Below are 17,725 nucleotides of genomic sequence, written 5' to 3'. Positions count from 1 at the left end.
GGCTCACAACCTCGCTCCGAGGCGGTTTCCTCAACCGCCGAAACCCTTTATGAGATGGTCTGCTTTTCTCCTCCGATGCAGGCCGCCTTATCCTTATGAGCACTGAACGCTACAACGCCCGCGAGGCCGAGTCTCGCTGGCAGCAGATCTGGGACGAAAAGGGCGTTTTCGCCTCCCGTAACGACGATCCCCGCCCGAAATACTACGTGCTCGAGATGTTCCCCTACCCATCGGGGCGCATCCACATGGGCCATGTCCGCAACTACACGATGGGCGATGTGGTCGCGCGCTATCGTCGCGCCAGGGGCCATAACGTGCTGCATCCGATGGGGTGGGACGCGTTCGGCATGCCGGCGGAAAACGCCGCGATGCAGAACAAGACCCATCCGGCGAAATGGACCTACGCCAATATCGCCGCGATGAAGAAGCAGCTCAAGTCGATGGGGCTGTCGCTCGACTGGGCGCGCGAGATCGCGACCTGCGATCCGAAATACTACAAGCACCAGCAGCGGATGTTCCTCGACTTCCTGAAAGCGGGGTTGGTCGAGCGCAAGCAGTCGAAGGTCAACTGGGACCCGGTCGACCAGACCGTGCTCGCCAACGAGCAGGTGATCGATGGCCGCGGCTGGCGTTCGGGTGCGCTCGTGGAACAGCGCGAACTGACGCAATGGTTCTTCAAGATCAGCGACTATTCGGAAGAGCTGCTCGCCGCCCTCGATACGCTCGACCGCTGGCCGGAGAAAGTCCGGCTGATGCAGAAGAACTGGATCGGACGCTCCGAAGGTCTGCTCGTGCGGTTCGCGCTCGAATCCAAAACCGCGCCCAACGGCGAGAGCGAAATCGAGGTTTTCACCACGCGCCCCGACACATTGTTCGGCGCGAAGTTCGTGGCGCTGTCGCCGGATCATCCGCTCGCGGCGGAAGCGGCCAAGGCCAATCCCGCGCTCGCCGCCTTCATCGAGGAATGCCGCCGCCACGGCACCGCGCAGGCGGAAATCGACACCGCCGAGAAGATGGGATTCGACACCGGCATCCGCGCGCGGCATCCGTTCGATGCAAACTGGCAGGTGCCGGTCTATGTCGCGAACTTCGTGCTGATGGATTACGGCACCGGCGCGATCTTCGGATGCCCCGCGCACGACCAGCGCGACCTCGACTTCGTCAACAAATACGGGCTCGGCAACACGCCGGTAGTCTGCCCCGAAGGACAGGACCCGAAAACCTTCGTCATCACCGATACCGCCTATGACGGCGATGGCCGCATGATCAATTCGCGCTTCCTCGACGGCATGACCATCGCGCAAGCCAAGGAAGAAGTGGCGAAGCGGCTGGAGAGCGCAACGCTCGGCAACGGCAACGCACCCGTCGCCAAACGTCAGGTGAACTATCGCCTGCGCGACTGGGGCATCTCGCGTCAACGCTACTGGGGCTGCCCAATCCCGATCATCCATTGCGAGACCTGCGGCATCGTGCCGGTGCCGGCGAAAGACCTGCCGGTGGAGCTGCCGGACGACATCAACTTCGACCGCCCCGGCAATCCGCTCGATCGTCACCCGACATGGAAGCACGTCGCCTGCCCGCAATGCGGCGGCCAGGCGCGGCGCGAAACCGACACCATGGACACGTTCGTGGATTCGTCGTGGTACTTCGCGCGCTTCACCGATCCGTGGAACGAAACCGCGCCGACCACACGCAGCGTGGCCGACAAGATGATGCCGGTCGATCAGTATATCGGCGGCATCGAGCACGCGATTCTGCACCTTCTTTATTCGCGCTTCTTCACCCGCGCGATGAAGGCGACCGGCCATGTCGGCATCGACGAGCCGTTCGCCGGCCTGTTCACGCAGGGTATGGTGGTACACGAGACCTACAAGAAGGCGGACGGAAGCTGGGCCGCGCCAAGCGAGATCGCGATCGAGGGCATGGGCGACGCCCGCCGCGCCACGCTGCTCGACGGCGGCGCGCCGGTCGAGATCGGCTCGATTGAAAAAATGTCGAAGTCGAAGCGCAACACCATCGACCCCGACGACATCATCGGTACCTACGGTGCCGACACCGCGCGCTGGTTCATGCTCTCGGATTCGCCGCCCGACCGCGACGTGATCTGGAGCGAGGAAGGCGTACAGGGCGCCAACCGTTTCGTGCAGCGGGTGTGGCGTCTGGTCAATCTCGCAGCACCACATCTGCCGAAAGCATCCGCCGCCGCAAGCGGGAGTAGCGATGTCAAACCCTTGCGCGCGAGCGCCCACCGCACGCTGGCCGACGTCTCGCAGGCCATCGAGCGGCTGCGCTTCAATACCGCCATCGCCAAACTTTATACCTTCGTGGGCACGCTGGCGGAGGCGATCGACGATGCCCGGCTAAAGACCGACCCGGCATGGGCCGCCGCCGTCCGCGAGGCGCTCGATATCCTGATCCGGATGATCTCTCCGATGATGCCGCACCTCGCCGAGCAATGCTGGGAGGTTCTGGGCGGTAAAGGGCTCGTCTCCGAAGCCGCCTGGCCGGAAGCGGACCCGGCGTTGCTGGTCGAGGACACCGTGACGATGCCGGTCCAGATCAACGGCAAGAAGCGCGCCGATGTCACGGTCGGCCGAAATGCGCCGAATCCGGAAATTGAGGCTGCCGTTTTGGCCCTCGATGCGGTAAAAACCGCCCTTGCTGGGGCCACCCCCCGCAAGATTATCGTGGTTCCGCAAAGGATCGTGAATGTCGTGGTTTAACGCCCGCATCGCCGCGCGGCTCGCGGCTGTTGCCCTGCTCGGGGCGCTGACCGCCGGCTGCTTCCAGCCGATGTATGCCGAACGGACCCCCAATGGCGGTCCCGGCCTGCGCGAGAAGCTGCAAGAAGTCGAGTTCGTGCCGCTCAACGTCAGCAACGGCTCGCGCGAGGCACGCATCGGCGTCGCGATCCGCAACGCGATGATGTTCAACGCCTATGGCGCGGCCACCGGCCTGCCGCCCCGCTACAAGCTGACGCTTCGCCTCAACACCCAGCGGCTGTCGATCATCATCAACCCGAACACTGCGCGGCCCGACGTCGAGAATTACGGCATCGACGCCACTTACGAGTTGCGCGAGATCGAGACCAACAAGCCGCTGGTGGCCGGCGCGACGACGGCTCGCGTCTCGTACGACATTCCGGGCCAGGAACAACGCTTCGCCCAGCAACGCGCCCAGCGTGACGCCGAGGACCGCGCGGCCAAGGAAATCGCCGACAATATCTCCACGCGCCTTGCCTCGTTCTTCTTCTCCAACATGTAACGCGCGGCCGTGACGGCGCTGCGCGGCAAAGAGATCGATTCCTTCCTCGCCCGGCCCGATCCGGCGCGACCGGTGATCCTGCTTTACGGGCCGGATGCGGGCCTCGTACGCGAGCGCGCCGATGCGCTGCTCGCTTCCGCCGTGGACGACCCCAACGATCCGTTCTCGATGGTGAAAATCGACGGCGACGAGCTGGCCGCCGATCCCTCGCGTCTCGTCGATGAAGCGATGACGGTGCCGCTGTTCGGCAGCCGGCGCGCCATCCGGATCCGCGCGGGCGCGCGCAATTTCGCCAGCGGCATCGACACGCTTGCCGACATGACGCCGAAGGATTGCCTCATCGTCATCGAGGCCGGCGAACTGCGCCCGGACGCGCCGCTGCGCAAGGCCTGCGAGCGTTCCCGCACCGCGGTCGCGATCGCCTGTTACGCCGACACCGAGCGCGACCTCGCCCGCCTGATCGACGAGGAACTGCGGCCCATTGGAGCGACCATCTCGTCCGATGCCCGCGCGGCTCTGGTCGGCCTGCTCGGCGGCGACCGGCAGGCCTCACGCAACGAAATCCGCAAGCTCGCGCTCTACGCCCACGGCGCGAAGGAAGTGACGCTGGCCGATGTCGCCGCCGTGGTTACCGACGCCTCCGCGCTGGCGCTCGATCCGATCATCGACGGCGCTTTCTCGGGGAAGGTCACGGTAATGGAAGCGGCCTACGCAAAGGCGATCGCGGCCGGCACCTACCCCGGCCAGATCATCGCTTCCGCCCAGCGCCATGCCGCGCAACTGCACAAGGCGCGGCTCGCGCTCGACGACGGCCGCAGCGAGGGCGACGCGCTCGATGGCGGCTTTCCCCGGTTGCACTTTTCGCGACGCACACCGGTCGAAGCCGCGTTGCGAAATCTCTCCTCCGAGCGGCTGCTGCGGATCATCACGCTTCTGGCCGATGCCGCCCTTGAGATGCGCCGGCAGGCCGACCTCGCCGCCACCATCGGCCAGCGCGCCCTGATGGCGATCGCGGTCAACGCCCGGCAACGCCGTTAATCCTTTCGGGGCACGGTGCGCCGCAGCACATTCAAAAGAATTGTCAGGGTTCCCGCGCTGTGATTGGCTGCGCGCGCCTGATCGCAGATCTGCCGGGGATCCCTTGTCTGCCTGTGTGCGTCGATGACCGCTCTCGAAAGGGACCGGCAGGAGAGTGATGGTGCGTTGCTGCGGCGAGCCGATCGATCGCCGAACGCCAACCCGTTTCTGTCCCGCTTCAATCTGTCCCGCCTCGACGGCTTCGACCTCGCCACGCTGGCGCTGCTGGCAACACTGTTCATTCTCGTGGTGCTGACCTTCCGCATCTACGCCGTCACCAACGACGAATGGGTGCAGCATCATTACGGCGAGCTGATCCTCAATTATTACAAAAGCGGTTTCACCGACCGCGCGCTGTTTCAGTTCGATAATCTCTATTTGTATGGCGGGCTGTTCGACATGGCCGCTGTGGCGCTGAGCCATATCGTGCCGATGGAGGTCTACGACCTGCGCCATCTGATGACGGGGCTGTGCGGCATCGGCGGCATCGCCGCGGCGGCCGCGCTTGCGCGTCAGATCGCCGGGCCGCGCGCGGGCTTCCTCGCCGCATTGCTGCTCGCGACCTGCGGAGCATGGTACGGCACCATGTTCAACCACACCAAGGACATCCCGCTCGCCGCGATGATGACCACGGCGAGCTACTTCCTGATCCGCACCGCGCGCGATCTGCCGAAGCCACGCTGGCGCGACGTGATCGGGCTGGGGCTTTTCACCGGCCTTGCGCTCGGCATCAAGGTGCTGGGCCTGCTGCTGATCGGCTATACCGGCGTGCTGGTGCTTGCGAGCATTCCGCGCCCGGCAACGGCACGCGAAGCGTCCGCCTTCATCGGCGCTTGCGTGCTGCGGTTCCTGCCCGCGCTGCTGATCGCCTATCCGATCATGCTCGCCGCGTGGCCATGGGCGGCGCTGTCGCCGCTCAATCCGGTGCGCGGCCTGTTTCAGTTCGCCGAATTCCACTACCACATCGAGACGTGGCTCGACGGCCAGCGCTACGAGATGGCGACCGCACCACGTCTCTACGTGCCGATCTATCTCGCGATCCGCCTTCCGCTGCTGGTGCTCGGCGCGGCCGCGCTCTCGCTCGCTCTCGTGATGCTGCCGCAAGCCATGGCGCGCGTACTGCCGCAACAGCGGCGGCGCGAAACCGCCATGGTGATTTTCATGGTGCTGTTTCCGCTCGCCTGCCAGGTGATCGGGCACGGGCCGGCCTTCACAGGCATGCGGCATTTCCTGTTCGTGGTGCCGCTGCTCACGGTGCTCGCCGCCATCGCGCTCGATGCCGTGATCGCCTCACTGGGGCGTCAACATCTCGCTTTGGCCGCTGCCGCCTTCGCTCTGGTGCTGGCAGATGCCGGCTGGAACACCCGTCAGCTCATCCGGCTGCATCCTTACGAATATCTCTATTACAACCAGATCGTCGGCGGCCTGAGCGGCGCGTCACGGCGTTACGTGATGGATTATTGGGTCGAGATCATGCCGGCCTCGGTGGCGCAGCTCGCCAGTTACCTGAAACGGACCGAGGCCCACAAAAAGCCGGTGCCGCCGGTTTACAATGTCGATGTCTGCGGCGACCGGCATGCTTTCGAGCGTGAACTCAGGGTGCAGCATCTGACTAATCGCCTGCGCTGGACGGACGACTGGGACCACGCCGATTTCTTCATCGCGCCGACCCACGGCAATTGCGACGAATTGCTCAAGGGCCGCACCATCGCCACCATCGAACGCGAAGGCACGCTGATCGGCGTGGTGAAGGACCGCCGCCGCATCACCCGTCCCGCTTTGGTGGAAGCGGAGTAACGCGCACAAAAAAGGCCTGGCAATCCGGGCCTTTTAATTCTCAACCAGGCAATGTCAGCGTCCGCCTTCGAGGCGCCGCAGAATCTCGTCGAGCTGATCGAGATCGCGATAGGCGATGTGCACGCTGCCGCCGGGATCGCGGTGATCGACGCTGACCTTCAGCCCGAGCACGTCGCTGATGCGCTTCTCCAGCGCCAGCGTGTCGGCGTCCTTCTTCGCACCGCCGGAGGATTTGCCGCGTGCCTTCTGCGCGCCGCGCGAAGGCACACCCTCTTCATGCGACAGCGCCTCGACCTGACGCACCGACAGGCCCTGCTCGACCGCCTGCCTCGCGGCGGCGGCCGGGTCCTTCGCATTGATGAGTGCGCGGGCATGACCGGCCGAGAGCTTGCCCTCGGAGATATAGGTCTGCACGCTGTCCGGCAGTTTGGTCAGCCGCATGGTGTTGGCGACATGGCTGCGGCTTTTGCCGACGAGTTTCGCGATGTCGTCGGCGCTATGATTGTAGCTGGTGGCGAGCGCGTGATAGCCGAGCGCCTCTTCCATCGCGTTGAGGTCCGAACGCTGCACGTTCTCGATGATCGCGATCTCGAGCGCCGCGCTGTCGCTGGCCTCGACCGTGACGATCGGCACCTCATGCAGACCCGCCCGCTGCGAGGCGCGCCAGCGGCGCTCGCCGGCGATGATCTCGAAACGATCCGCCGCGCCCTTGGCCGCACGCACCACGATCGGCTGGATCACGCCATGCTGCTTGATCGAGGCGGAGAGTTCGTCCAATTCTGCATCGGAAAACACCCGGCGCGGATTGTTCGGGTTGGCCTTGATGAATTCGATCGGCACCTTGCGCGCGGTGCGCGACGGACGCTCGACATGCGCGGCCTCACCGCCGACATCGCCGATCAGGCTTGCCAGACCGCGACCCAGTCGCGAACGCTCCTCGGCCATCGTCGCCTCCCTCGGACTCATCTCACGCACTCCAAACCAAGATTCTCAATTCGTCATTGCGAGGAGCATTTGCGACGAAGCAATCCATTTTATTTTTACTGTTCTGGATTGCTTCGCTTCGCTCGCAATGACGGCGAAACGATCGGCCTCAATGCACCCGCAGCGCGCGCTCGCGCTGGATCACTTCGGTCGCGAGCTTGAGATACGCATCGCTGCCGACGCACTTCAGATCGTAGACCAGCACCGGCTTGCCGTAGGACGGCGCTTCCGAAATGCGCACGTTGCGCGGGATCATGGTGTCGTAGACCTTGTCGCCCATGAACTGGCGCACGTCGGCGACGACCTGGTTCGACAGGTTGTTGCGCGAGTCGAACATGGTCAGCACGATGCCGTGGATCGACAATGTCGGGTTCAGCGTCGAGCGCACCTGCTCCACGGTCTGCAACAATTGCGACAGACCCTCGAGCGCGAAGAACTCGCACTGAAGAGGGACCAGGATCGCGTGCGACGCCGCCATCGCGTTGACGGTGATGAGGTTCAGCGACGGCGGGCAATCGACCAGCACATAGGTGTAGTCGGCTCCTTCCGCGGCATCGGTGTTGAGATCGGCGATGGCGTCGCGCAGGCGGAAAGCGCGGTCGCGCGCGGTGCCGAGTTCAAGCTCGAGGCCGGACAGATCCATGGTCGAGGCGGCGATATGCAGGCGCGGCACGGCGGTCGGCACGATGGCCTCGCGCAGCTTCGCCTCGCCGATCAGCACGTCATAGGTCGAGCAGTTGCGGTTGCGTCGGTCGATGCCGAGGCCGGTCGAAGCATTGCCCTGCGGATCGAGATCGACGATCAGCACCCGCTCACCGATGGCCGCCAGCGCCGTGCCGAGGTTGATCGCGGTCGTGGTCTTGCCGACGCCGCCCTTCTGGTTGGCGAGCGCGATGATTCGCGGCTGGCCCTTGCGATCCGATGGCGTGTCCTGAAAAATCCCGTCGATGCCGTTCATCTCGCCCCTCCCGCCGCAGTCATATTGCAGCGCAAAATTCCCGTTACCTCGACCACGCACCCGTCGCCGCCGGTGCGGCTCGGGTGCAAGGCGCTCTCAATTGTCCAATATTTAGTGGCTTCCGTCAATTCACTCTCTACATCTTGACCCTTGAGAAACAAGGCTTTGGCACCGTTCCGGACCAAGGGTTCCGCGAAGCCGAGCAACTGGTGTAGCGGGGCCAGCGCCCGCGCGGTGACGCAATCGACAGGCGCGGTACGACTATCCACGTAATCCACGATGTCCCTGTGATGAACTTCGCCCGCGCCCCCTGTGATTCGCAACGCCTCGCGCAGGAAGGCCGCCTTCTTGGCGTTACGCTCGACCAGATCGATGTGCGCGCCCGGCCGGTCCACCAGCGCGCAAGCCAGCACGATGCCGGGAAAGCCGCCGCCGCTACCGAGATCGGCGAAGGTTTTGGCATCGGACGCAAGCTCGAGAAGCTGGAGCGAATCGGCGATATGGCGAGTCCACAAAGTCGGCAGCGTCGAAGGCGCGACCAGATTGGTCACCGCCTGCCATTGCAGCAGCAGATCGACGTAGGCTTTCAGCCGCGCCAGTGTTTCACGTGAAACAGGCATCAGCGCCAGCGCGGCAGCCTTGTCGGCGGGATCGGGCATCGGGAGCCTGACCTTGCTCACGGCAAACCCCTATCCGGCCTTTGCGTCGCGCCGATGACGGGACTGCCGCCGCAGATAGGCGGCGAGGATGCCGAGCGCCGCCGGGGTCATCGCCTCGATACGCGCCGCCTGCCCGATGGTGCGCGGCTGCGCCGCTTGCAGTTTCTGCCGCGCCTCGTTGGATAGCCCCGGCACATCTGCGTAATCGACGCCGGTCAGGACAAGCGCCTCGTCGCGGCGGAAAGCGCTGACATCGGCGGCCTGTCGGGCCAGATACACGTCATATTTTGCATCGATTTCAATATGTTCGGCGATAGCCGGCGACACATCCGCGAGCTGCGGCCATATCCGCGCCACCTCCGCCCAGCCGATCTCGGGATAGGCCAGCAACTCGAAGGCGCTGCGGCGCTGGCCGTCGCGATTGAGCGAAAGGCCGTGGCGGATGCCTTCGGTCGGCGTCAGCGACAGCGACTTCGCGGCCTCCTTGGCGGCATTCAGCGCCTGCATCTTGGCGGCAAAACTCGCGGCGCGGGCAGGTCCAACGATGCCGAGCGCGAGACCGCGCTCCGTCAGGCGCCGGTCGGCATTGTCCGCCCGCAGGGTCAGGCGATATTCGGCGCGCGAGGTGAACATCCGGTACGGCTCGGTGATGCCGCGCGAGGTCAGATCGTCGATCATCACCCCGAGATAGCCGTCGGCGCGGTCGAACACCGCGCCCTCGCCGCCCCCGGCCGCCCGCGCCGCATTCAGGCCCGCCACAAGGCCCTGCGCGCCTGCTTCCTCATAACCCGTGGTGCCGTTGATCTGCCCGGCCAGGAAAAGCCCCGGCACGCGCCTCGTTTCCAATGTGGGTTCGAGTTCGCGCGGATCGACATGGTCGTATTCGATGGCATAGCCGGGCCGGATCATCCGCGCCCGTTCAAGTCCCGGAATCGTGGTCAGAATCGCCTTCTGCACTTCCTCCGGCAGCGAGGTCGAAATCCCGTTCGGATAGACCGTGGTATCCTCAAGCCCTTCCGGCTCAAGGAAAATCTGGTGGCTGTCGCGGTCGCCGAACCGGACGATCTTGTCCTCGATCGAGGGGCAATAACGCGGCCCGGTGCTCTTGATCTGGCCGGAATACATCGGCGAGCGGTGTACATTGGCCCGGATCACCTCATGCGTCGCTAGAGTGGTGCGGGTGATGCCGCACTCGACCTGCGGGGTCGTGATCTTCGCGGTCAGGGTCGAAAACGGCTCGGCCGGATCGTCTCCCGGCTGCCGCTCGACTGCATTCCAGTCGATGGTCGTGCCATCGAGCCGTGCCGGGGTGCCGGTTTTCAACCGCCCGAGGGTGAAGCCGATCCGCTCAAAAGACCCAGACAAGCCCATCGCCGGGGCCTCATCGATGCGCCCGGCCGGCCAGTTTTTCTCGCCAAGATGGATGATCCCGCGAAGGAATGTCCCAGTGGTGATGACCACCGCTCCGCAGCCGAACTCCCGGCCATCGGCCAGCTTCAGCCCCGCGATGCGGCCGTTTTCCAGCACAAGCGTGTCGGCTTCGCCTTCGACCACCGTGAGATTGGGCGTTCCGCGGATTTCGGCCTGCATCGCAGCCGCATAGAGCGCGCGGTCAATCTGGGCGCGGGGGCCGCGCACCGCCGGGCCCTTGCGGCGGTTCAGGACCCTGAACTGGATGCCGCCTCTGTCCGCCATCAGGCCCATCAGGCCGTCCAGCGCGTCGATTTCCCGGACCAGATGGCCCTTGCCGAGGCCGCCGATGGCCGGATTGCAGGACATCGCACCGATGGTCGCAAAACGATGGGTCAGAAGCGCTGTTTTGGCGCCGAAACGCGCGGAAGCCGCCGCCGCCTCAGTGCCGGCATGGCCTCCTCCCACCACAATGACGTCGAATGTCGCGCGCATGCGCCCTTCTACAGCGGGATCAGAAAACCGTCCAAAACAATATTGATTTCAGGAAATCGAGGCGTGTTTCACGTGAAACGGCAACCCAGTTCCATCTGTTTCACGTGAAACAGGCGGACGGTGCGGCGTAAAATGGGTGGAGGGCCTTATATCGTTTCACGTGAAACAACCCTTCATTTACCAATACAGAACTCCCGAAAGATCGAATCCAGAATCTCTTCCACATCCACGCGGCCCAAAAGCCGTCCTAGTGTGTGAATCGCGATTCGAAGCTCCTCCGCGACTATTTCGTCTCCCTCACCTGCCCGCTGACCGGCCCGCCCCAGCGCTTCGACCGTCTCCGTGAGCAAGGTCCGGTGCCGGGCGCGCGTCACCAGCACCGCCTCCCCGCCCCCGAAATAAGTCTGCGCGAATTCGACCAGAGCGCCGACCAGCGGATCGACGCCCTGCCCGGTTGCCGCCGAAATCGCGAACGTGCCCTCGCCTCCCGCTGGCACCGCCGCCAGATCAATCTTGTTGCGGACCACCCAGCGCGGCGCGCCATCCGAAAATGATGGCGGCACATCGTCGTCCGTCTCACACATCCACAAAACGAGATCGGCCGCTTCCGCGCGCGCGCGCGCACGGCGCACGCCCTCCTGCTCGACCGGATCGCTGGTCTCACGCAGGCCCGCGGTGTCGATCAGCGTCACCGGATAGCCGTCGAGATCGAGATGCACTTCGATCACGTCACGCGTGGTGCCGGCGTGCGGCGATACAATCGCGGCCTCGCGCCGCGCGAGACGATTGAGCAAAGTCGATTTGCCGGCGTTCGGCGGGCCCGCGATCGCGACCTGCAAGCCTTCGCGCAGGCGTTCACTTTGCGCCGATGCCGCAAGGGTTTCTTGAATTTTGTTTTTCAGCGCATCGACGCGCCGCAACGCCGGTGCCATCAACTCCGCAGACACATCGCCCTCGTCGGAAAAATCGATGCCCGCCTCGACCAGCGCCATCGCCTCGATGATCTGCCTGCGCCAGTCCTGCGCGCGATGCCCGAGCAATCCCTGCAACTGCCGCAGCGCCTGCCGCCGCTGCCGGTCAGTGTCGGCATGAATGAGATCGTCGAGACCTTCGGCCTCGGTGAGGTCGAGCTTGCCGTTCTCAAATGCGCGACGCGTGAACTCGCCGGGTTCGGCCGGACGCAGGCCCTCGATCTTGTCCAGCGCCGCGAACAGCGCCGCGATCACCGCCCGTCCGCCATGCAACTGGAATTCGGCGACGTCCTCGCCGGTCGCGCTATGGGGCGCCGGAAACCACAACGCGACAGCCTGATCGACCGGGCCAGTATCGGGCGAAGTCAGTGTCGCCAGTGTCGCGACGCGGGGGCCGGGCAGGCGGCCGCACAATGTCCCCAGCGCCGCCGACGCCTGCGGCCCCGACACGCGGACGATGGCGATGGCGGAAGGCGGGCGGCCCGAGGCCAGCGCGTAAATGGTTGGTGGTTGCAACGGCATGGCTTATTTGTTCGACAGCGCGGGCAAGGGCAACCGAAAACCGCGATTCGTCCGGTTTCGCCGCTTTGCTGCGGTGCAATATATTGCTGAGGGAGCCGCAGCATGGAAAATGTTGCATCGCACACAAACCGTCTGGCCGGGGAAACCAGCCCCTATCTGCTGCAACACCAGCACAATCCGGTCGACTGGTGGCCGTGGGGGCCGGAAGCCCTCGCCGAGGCGCAGAAAACCGGCAAGCCGATCCTGCTCTCGGTCGGCTACGCCGCCTGCCATTGGTGCCACGTGATGGCGCATGAAAGCTTCGAGGACGACGCCACCGCGGCGGTGATGAACGAGCTGTTCGTCTGCATCAAGGTCGACCGCGAGGAGCGGCCGGACATCGACCAGATCTACATGAACGCGCTGCACCTGCTGGGCGAGCAGGGCGGCTGGCCGCTGACGATGTTTCTCACGCCCGATGGCGCGCCGGTGTGGGGCGGCACTTATTTTCCGAAGACCGCGCAATATGGCCGCGCCGCCTTCGTCGATGTGCTGCGCGAACTGGCGCGGATTTTCCGCGACGAGCCCGGCAAGATCGCCGCCAACAAGAATGCCATTGAAAAAAGCCTGAGCCAGCGCGGCAGCGCCGACGCTGCATCCATCGGCCTCAAGGAACTCGACAACGCGGCGGTCTCGATCGCGCGCGCGACCGATCCGACAAATGGCGGACTGCGCGGCGCGCCGAAATTTCCGCAATGTTCGATGCTCGAATTTCTCTGGCGCGCCGGCGCGCGCACCGGCGACGAGCGCTATTTCATCACGACGAATCTGGCGCTGACGCAGATGAGCCAGGGCGGCATTTACGATCATCTCGGCGGCGGCTATGCGCGCTATTCGGTCGATGCCAAGTGGCTGGTGCCGCATTTCGAGAAGATGCTGTACGACAACGCGCAGATCCTCGACATGCTGGCGCTGGAGCACGCGCGCGCGCCAAACGCGCTTTATTGCCAGCGCGCCGAAGAGACCGTTAGCTGGCTCAAGCGCGAGATGCTGACGAAGGAGGGTGGCTTCGCATCCTCGCTCGATGCCGACAGCGAAGGCGAGGAGGGAAAATTCTACGTCTGGTCGCAGGCGGAGATCGCACATCTGCTCGGCCCTGACGACGCGACGTTCTTCGCCGCCAAATACGGCGTCACCGCCGAGGGCAATTTCGAGGGGCACACCATCCTCAACCGGCTTGATGATGGAAGTGAAACCGCGACGGAAGCCGAGCAGCTTGCAGCGCTGCGCGCGATCCTGTTCCGCGCGCGCGCGCAGCGCATCCATCCCGGCCTCGACGACAAGGTGCTGGCCGACTGGAACGGACTGACCATCGCAGCCCTTGCGCATGCGGCCAATGCGTTCGACCGGCCGGAATGGCTGACGCTGGCCGCGACCGCGTTCGGATTCGTCACCACCACCATGAGCCGGCGCGATCGTCTCGGCCACTCATGGCGCGCGGGAAAACTGCTGCAACCGGCCCTTGCCTCGGACAACGCCGCAATGATCCGCGCCGCGCTGGCGCTGCACGAAGCAACCGGCGACCATCTGTTTCTCGATCAGGCGGTGCTGTGGCAGGCCGACCTCGATACGCATTACGACGACCCGCAGCATGGTGGCTACTTCCTCACCTCCGACGACGCCGAAGGGTTGATCCTGCGGCCGCACTCCACCGTGGACGACGCAATACCCAACCATGTTGGACTCACAGCGCAGAACCTCGCGCGGCTGGCCGTCCTCACCGGCGATGAGCGCTGGCGGCGTCAGCTCGATATGCTGTTCAAGCATCTGCTGCCGGTCGCGGCCGCCAACATGTTCGGCCATCTCTCGCTGCTTAACGCACTCGACCTTTATCTCGCAGGCGCGGAGATCATCGTGACAGGGCAGGGCGAGGAAGCGCAGGCGCTGCTTAAAGCAGCGCGCGCATTGCCTCATGCCAGCACCATCGTCCTGCATGTGCCGGACCCCGCCAAACTGCCGTCGCACCATCCGGCCACCGACAAGATTACGCCAGGCGGAGGAGCGGCGGCGTTCGTCTGTCGTGGTCAAACCTGCTCGCTGCCGGTGACGAAGCCGGATGCACTGGCCGCATTGGTTCTTCGCGAGAGCGCGCCCGCGAGCCAGTTGTTGCAGTAATCAAAACAAAAGGCCCGGCACATAGCCGGGCCTTGAGAACGAACGGCATATGCCACTCAGGTGTTCATCGAATCGAAGAACTCGGCGTTGTTCTTGGTCGAGCGCAGCTTGTCGAGCAGGAACTCGATCGCATCCATCGTACCCATCGGGTTGAGGATGCGTCGCAGCACATACATCTTCTTGAGCAGCTGCGGATCGGTGATGAGCTCTTCCTTGCGCGTGCCGGAGCGCGCGATGTCGATCGCCGGGAAGGTGCGCTTGTCGGACACCTTGCGGTCAAGGATGAGTTCGGAGTTGCCGGTGCCCTTGAACTCCTCGAAGATCACTTCGTCCATGCGGCTGCCGGTATCGACCAGCGCGGTCGCGATGATGGTGAGCGATCCACCTTCCTCGATGTTGCGCGCCGCGCCGAAGAAGCGCTTCGGGCGTTGCAGCGCGTTGGCATCGACACCGCCGGTCAGTACCTTGCCGGATGACGGCACCACGGTGTTGTAGGCGCGACCAAGGCGGGTGATCGAATCAAGCAGGATCACCACGTCGCGGCCGTGTTCGACCAGACGCTTGGCTTTCTCGATTACCATTTCAGCGACCTGAACGTGACGCACCGCAGGTTCGTCGAAGGTGGAGGAGACAACCTCGCCCTTCACCGAGCGCTGCATATCGGTGACTTCTTCCGGGCGCTCGTCGATCAGAAGCACGATCAGATAGCATTCCGGATGATTGGTGGTGATGGCGTGGGCGATGTTTTGCATCAGCACGGTCTTGCCGGTGCGCGGCGGCGCCACGATCAGCGCGCGCTGGCCCTTGCCGATGGGCGCCACGATATCGATCACGCGCGGCGACAGATCCTTTCGGGTCGGATCGTCCAGTTCCAGCTTGAAGCGCTCGTCGGGAAACAGCGGCGTGAGGTTGTCGAAATTGACCTTGTGTTTGGACTTTTCCGGGTCCTCGAAGTTCAGCGTGTTGACCTTGAGCAGCGCGAAATAACGCTCACCTTCCTTTGGAGATCGAATCTGGCCTTCGATGGTGTCCCCGGTGCGCAGGCCGAAGCGGCGGATCTGCGAGGGTGAGACGTAGATGTCGTCCGGACCCGGCAGATAGTTGGCGTCAGAAGAACGCAGGAAGCCAAAGCCGTCGGAGAGGATCTCGACGACGCCTTCGCCGATGATGTCGGTTTCCTGGCTCGCCAGCAGCTTGAGAATGGCGAACATCAGCTCCTGCTTGCGCATGGTGCTGGCGTTTTCGACCCCGAGTTCTTCGGCGAACGAGACGAGTTCGGCCGGCGTCTTGGCCTTGAGGTCCTGAAGTTTCATTTCCCGCATGGGAGTATCCTGATGAGAAGTAGAGAAGGGGGTTTTCGCCTGCGAAATGCGAAAAGAAAGGTCTCGGTTAGCGCAGGGCCTGTCTGAAGGACTTGTCCGGAATCTCGGGCTGAGAAAGGTGCCGGGCGGCTTCGAGCTTGATGTGGCGACCGGTGAGAACCGGAGCGCATCACATCCGCCTGCGTTCGGAAGGATGAGACGAATATAGAAAATCAGTCCCCGCCGCGCAAGAACATCCTTGAGGCAGCGGAGCCATCAGTTTGCGCAGGATGAAGGCGAAAAGGCGGAGAAACCTTAAAACGGCTTCACCACCACCAGAATGACGATGCCGACCATCAAGGCGGCCGGCACTTCGTTGATTATCCGGAAATATCTGGCGCTGCGCGTGTTGCGATCGGCGGCGAAATCCTTCACCCGGCGCACCAGAATGCCGTGAATCGCCGACATCACGATGAGGAGAGCGAATTTGACGTGAAACCAGCCGGACATGTACCAGCCGCCCTGCCAGACCAGCCATCCTCCGGCAAGCCAGGTGACTACCATCGCCGGGTTGATGATGATCTTCAGAAGCCGCCATTCCATGATCTTGAAGGTTTCGGACTGCTGCGAACCGATCTCGGCGGCGCAATGATAAACCATCAGCCGGGGCAGATAGAGCATCCCGGCCATCCAGGAAATCACCGCGAGAATGTGCAGCGCCTTGATCCACTCGTACATCGGGACAGCCTTCGTCGGAAAAGAAGGACCTGATATCGCCAAAAATCCGGGACCCTGCAACCGCTCATCGTGACTTTCCGGAACGATCCCATCGCAAAGCCGTTACGGAGGAGAGCCACAGGATCGGGTCTTTCCGCATCCATTCCTTCCTCTATCAATCTTTTAGATTCTTAAGGTTTGAGTCTGTGTAACGGTGGATTGCGACGGTTCAAAACCGTCCTGTGTTTCTTGCACCGTTTTCAACATCTCCGGACATTATCCCCGATTCCGGCGCCATCGGCTGCGGTCGATAAAACCATATTTATCGCAACGCCTTGCCAGATTATCCCGGCCGCATTGTTCGAGACAAATCCACATAACCCCGTTACACTTTTTACGGACCGGACGGTTGCATCCCGAAAACAGCGATGTGAACAACCGGCGAGGTTTTACGCAAGCCCCTCCGGGCGACCGGCGAACATGCCGATCTGCCCACACGGATTCACAGCAATGCACAGAGCGAAAACGACGAACGCGGCAAACAGGACGGGAGGCTGAAACGCGATGCCGACCACCGCCAATAATTATTTTCATCTTCACATGATCTCGGACTCGACCGGCGAGACGATCATCATGGTGGCGCGTGCGGTGGCCGCTCAATATTCCAACGTCACGCCTGTGGAGCACGTCTACCCCCTGGTGCGCAGCCAGAAGCAGCTTGACCGCGTGCTCGCCGAGATCGAGGAGGCGCCGGGTATCGTGCTGTTCACGCTGCTGGAAAAGGATCTGGTGGAGCGGCTGGAAGCCAAGTGCAAGGAAATCAACATTCCGAGCCTGTCGATCATCGGCCCGGTGATGGAGTTGTTCCGCGCCTATCTCGGCCGCGAAACATCCCAGCGCGTCGGCGCGCAGCACACACTCAATTCGGATTATTTCAAGCGCATCGACGCGCTGAACTACACCATGATGCATGACGACGGGCAGCATGTCGAAGGGCTGGAAGAAGCCGACGTGGTGCTGGTCGGCGTCTCGCGTACCTCGAAGACGCCGACCTCGATCTATCTGGCCAATCGCGGTATCCGCACCGCCAATGTGCCGCTGGTGCCCGGCATCCCGATTCCGCCGCAGCTTGAGACGCTGGTAAAGCCGCTGGTGGTGAGCCTGCATGCCACGCCGGAACGGCTGGTGCAGGTGCGCCAGAACCGGCTGCTCGGCATGGGCGCGGCGGGTGGTCTCGGCCGGATCGGCGAGGATGCCTATGTCGAGCGCCAGTCGGTGGCGGAGGAGGTTGCGTTCGCGCGCAAGCTCAGCGCCAAATACGACTGGCCGCTGCTCGACGTCACCCGCCGTTCTATCGAGGAGACGGCCGCCGCGGTGATGAAACTCCACGCCGACCGGCAGCGGCAGCGCACGTAA

Annotated in this window: 13 protein-coding genes; 6 read left to right on the top strand and 7 right to left on the bottom strand. The window is 63.7% G+C overall.

The genetic code is table 11. From position 1 onward, the window contains the following. Positions 1 to 95 precede the first annotated feature (95 nt). The 4 genes from leuS to AFIC_RS01025 all read left to right on the top strand — a co-directional run bounded on the left by leuS (position 96) and on the right by AFIC_RS01025 (position 6,138). A complete protein-coding gene (leuS, locus tag AFIC_RS01040; protein ID WP_275247349.1) occupies positions 96 to 2,723 on the top strand; it encodes a leucine--tRNA ligase in 2,628 nt (875 codons plus the stop codon). After that, the gene (gene lptE, locus AFIC_RS01035) at positions 2,710 to 3,264 is read left to right on the top strand and encodes an LPS assembly lipoprotein LptE (RefSeq protein WP_275247348.1); all 555 of its coding nucleotides are present in this window, start codon (positions 2,710 to 2,712) and stop codon (positions 3,262 to 3,264) included. Before leuS ends, lptE begins: the two co-directional genes overlap by 14 nt. 9 nt (positions 3,265 to 3,273) lie before the next feature. Continuing rightward, positions 3,274 to 4,302 (top strand): DNA polymerase III subunit delta, encoded by a 1,029-nt coding sequence (holA, locus tag AFIC_RS01030; RefSeq protein ID WP_275247347.1) that lies wholly within the window; start codon positions 3,274 to 3,276, stop codon positions 4,300 to 4,302. A gap of 123 nt (positions 4,303 to 4,425) precedes the next feature. Next, complete coding sequence (locus tag AFIC_RS01025; RefSeq protein ID WP_275247346.1) at positions 4,426 to 6,138, top strand: glycosyltransferase family 39 protein; 1,713 nt, start codon at positions 4,426 to 4,428, stop codon at positions 6,136 to 6,138. Between the two features lie 54 nt (positions 6,139 to 6,192). On the opposite strand, the gene AFIC_RS01020 is transcribed toward AFIC_RS01025, so the two are convergent. The 5 genes from AFIC_RS01020 to mnmE all read right to left on the bottom strand — a co-directional run bounded on the left by AFIC_RS01020 (position 6,193) and on the right by mnmE (position 12,137). Next, the gene (locus AFIC_RS01020) at positions 6,193 to 7,104 is read right to left on the bottom strand and encodes a ParB/RepB/Spo0J family partition protein (RefSeq protein WP_420833352.1); all 912 of its coding nucleotides are present in this window, start codon (positions 7,102 to 7,104) and stop codon (positions 6,193 to 6,195) included. Positions 7,105 to 7,231: 127 nt separating this feature from the next. Beyond that, positions 7,232 to 8,080, bottom strand: coding sequence for a ParA family protein (locus tag AFIC_RS01015; RefSeq protein WP_275247345.1), 849 nt, complete (start codon positions 8,078 to 8,080; stop codon positions 7,232 to 7,234). Beyond that, positions 8,077 to 8,739, bottom strand: coding sequence for a 16S rRNA (guanine(527)-N(7))-methyltransferase RsmG (gene rsmG / locus AFIC_RS01010; RefSeq protein ID WP_275247344.1), 663 nt, complete (start codon positions 8,737 to 8,739; stop codon positions 8,077 to 8,079). Before rsmG ends, AFIC_RS01015 begins: the two co-directional genes overlap by 4 nt. A gap of 30 nt (positions 8,740 to 8,769) precedes the next feature. After that, positions 8,770 to 10,644 (bottom strand): tRNA uridine-5-carboxymethylaminomethyl(34) synthesis enzyme MnmG, encoded by a 1,875-nt coding sequence (mnmG, locus tag AFIC_RS01005; RefSeq protein ID WP_275247343.1) that lies wholly within the window; start codon positions 10,642 to 10,644, stop codon positions 8,770 to 8,772. Positions 10,645 to 10,817: 173 nt separating this feature from the next. Next, the gene (gene mnmE, locus AFIC_RS01000) at positions 10,818 to 12,137 is read right to left on the bottom strand and encodes a tRNA uridine-5-carboxymethylaminomethyl(34) synthesis GTPase MnmE (protein ID WP_275247342.1); all 1,320 of its coding nucleotides are present in this window, start codon (positions 12,135 to 12,137) and stop codon (positions 10,818 to 10,820) included. Positions 12,138 to 12,239: 102 nt separating this feature from the next. Between mnmE and AFIC_RS00995 the strand changes: the two genes are divergently transcribed. Beyond that, the gene (locus AFIC_RS00995) at positions 12,240 to 14,291 is read left to right on the top strand and encodes a thioredoxin domain-containing protein (protein WP_275247341.1); all 2,052 of its coding nucleotides are present in this window, start codon (positions 12,240 to 12,242) and stop codon (positions 14,289 to 14,291) included. 56 nt (positions 14,292 to 14,347) lie between these two features. Here the strand turns inward: AFIC_RS00995 and rho are convergent, their stop codons facing one another. Continuing rightward, positions 14,348 to 15,613, bottom strand: a complete 1,266-nt coding sequence (rho, locus tag AFIC_RS00990; protein WP_009338589.1) for a transcription termination factor Rho — start codon at positions 15,611 to 15,613, stop codon at positions 14,348 to 14,350. A gap of 294 nt (positions 15,614 to 15,907) precedes the next feature. Continuing rightward, a complete protein-coding gene (gene hemJ / locus AFIC_RS00985; RefSeq protein WP_275247340.1) occupies positions 15,908 to 16,330 on the bottom strand; it encodes a protoporphyrinogen oxidase HemJ in 423 nt (140 codons plus the stop codon). Between the two features lie 543 nt (positions 16,331 to 16,873). Between hemJ and AFIC_RS00980 the strand changes: the two genes are divergently transcribed. Then, positions 16,874 to 17,725, top strand: coding sequence for a pyruvate, water dikinase regulatory protein (locus AFIC_RS00980; RefSeq protein WP_275247339.1), 852 nt, complete (start codon positions 16,874 to 16,876; stop codon positions 17,723 to 17,725).

The sequence above is a fragment of the [Pseudomonas] carboxydohydrogena genome (assembly GCF_029030725.1).
GTDB lineage: Bacteria > Pseudomonadota > Alphaproteobacteria > Rhizobiales > Xanthobacteraceae > Afipia > Afipia carboxydohydrogena.
The sequence above is the reverse complement of the archived record's forward strand: the minus strand, read 5'-3'. Positions and strand labels throughout refer to the sequence as shown.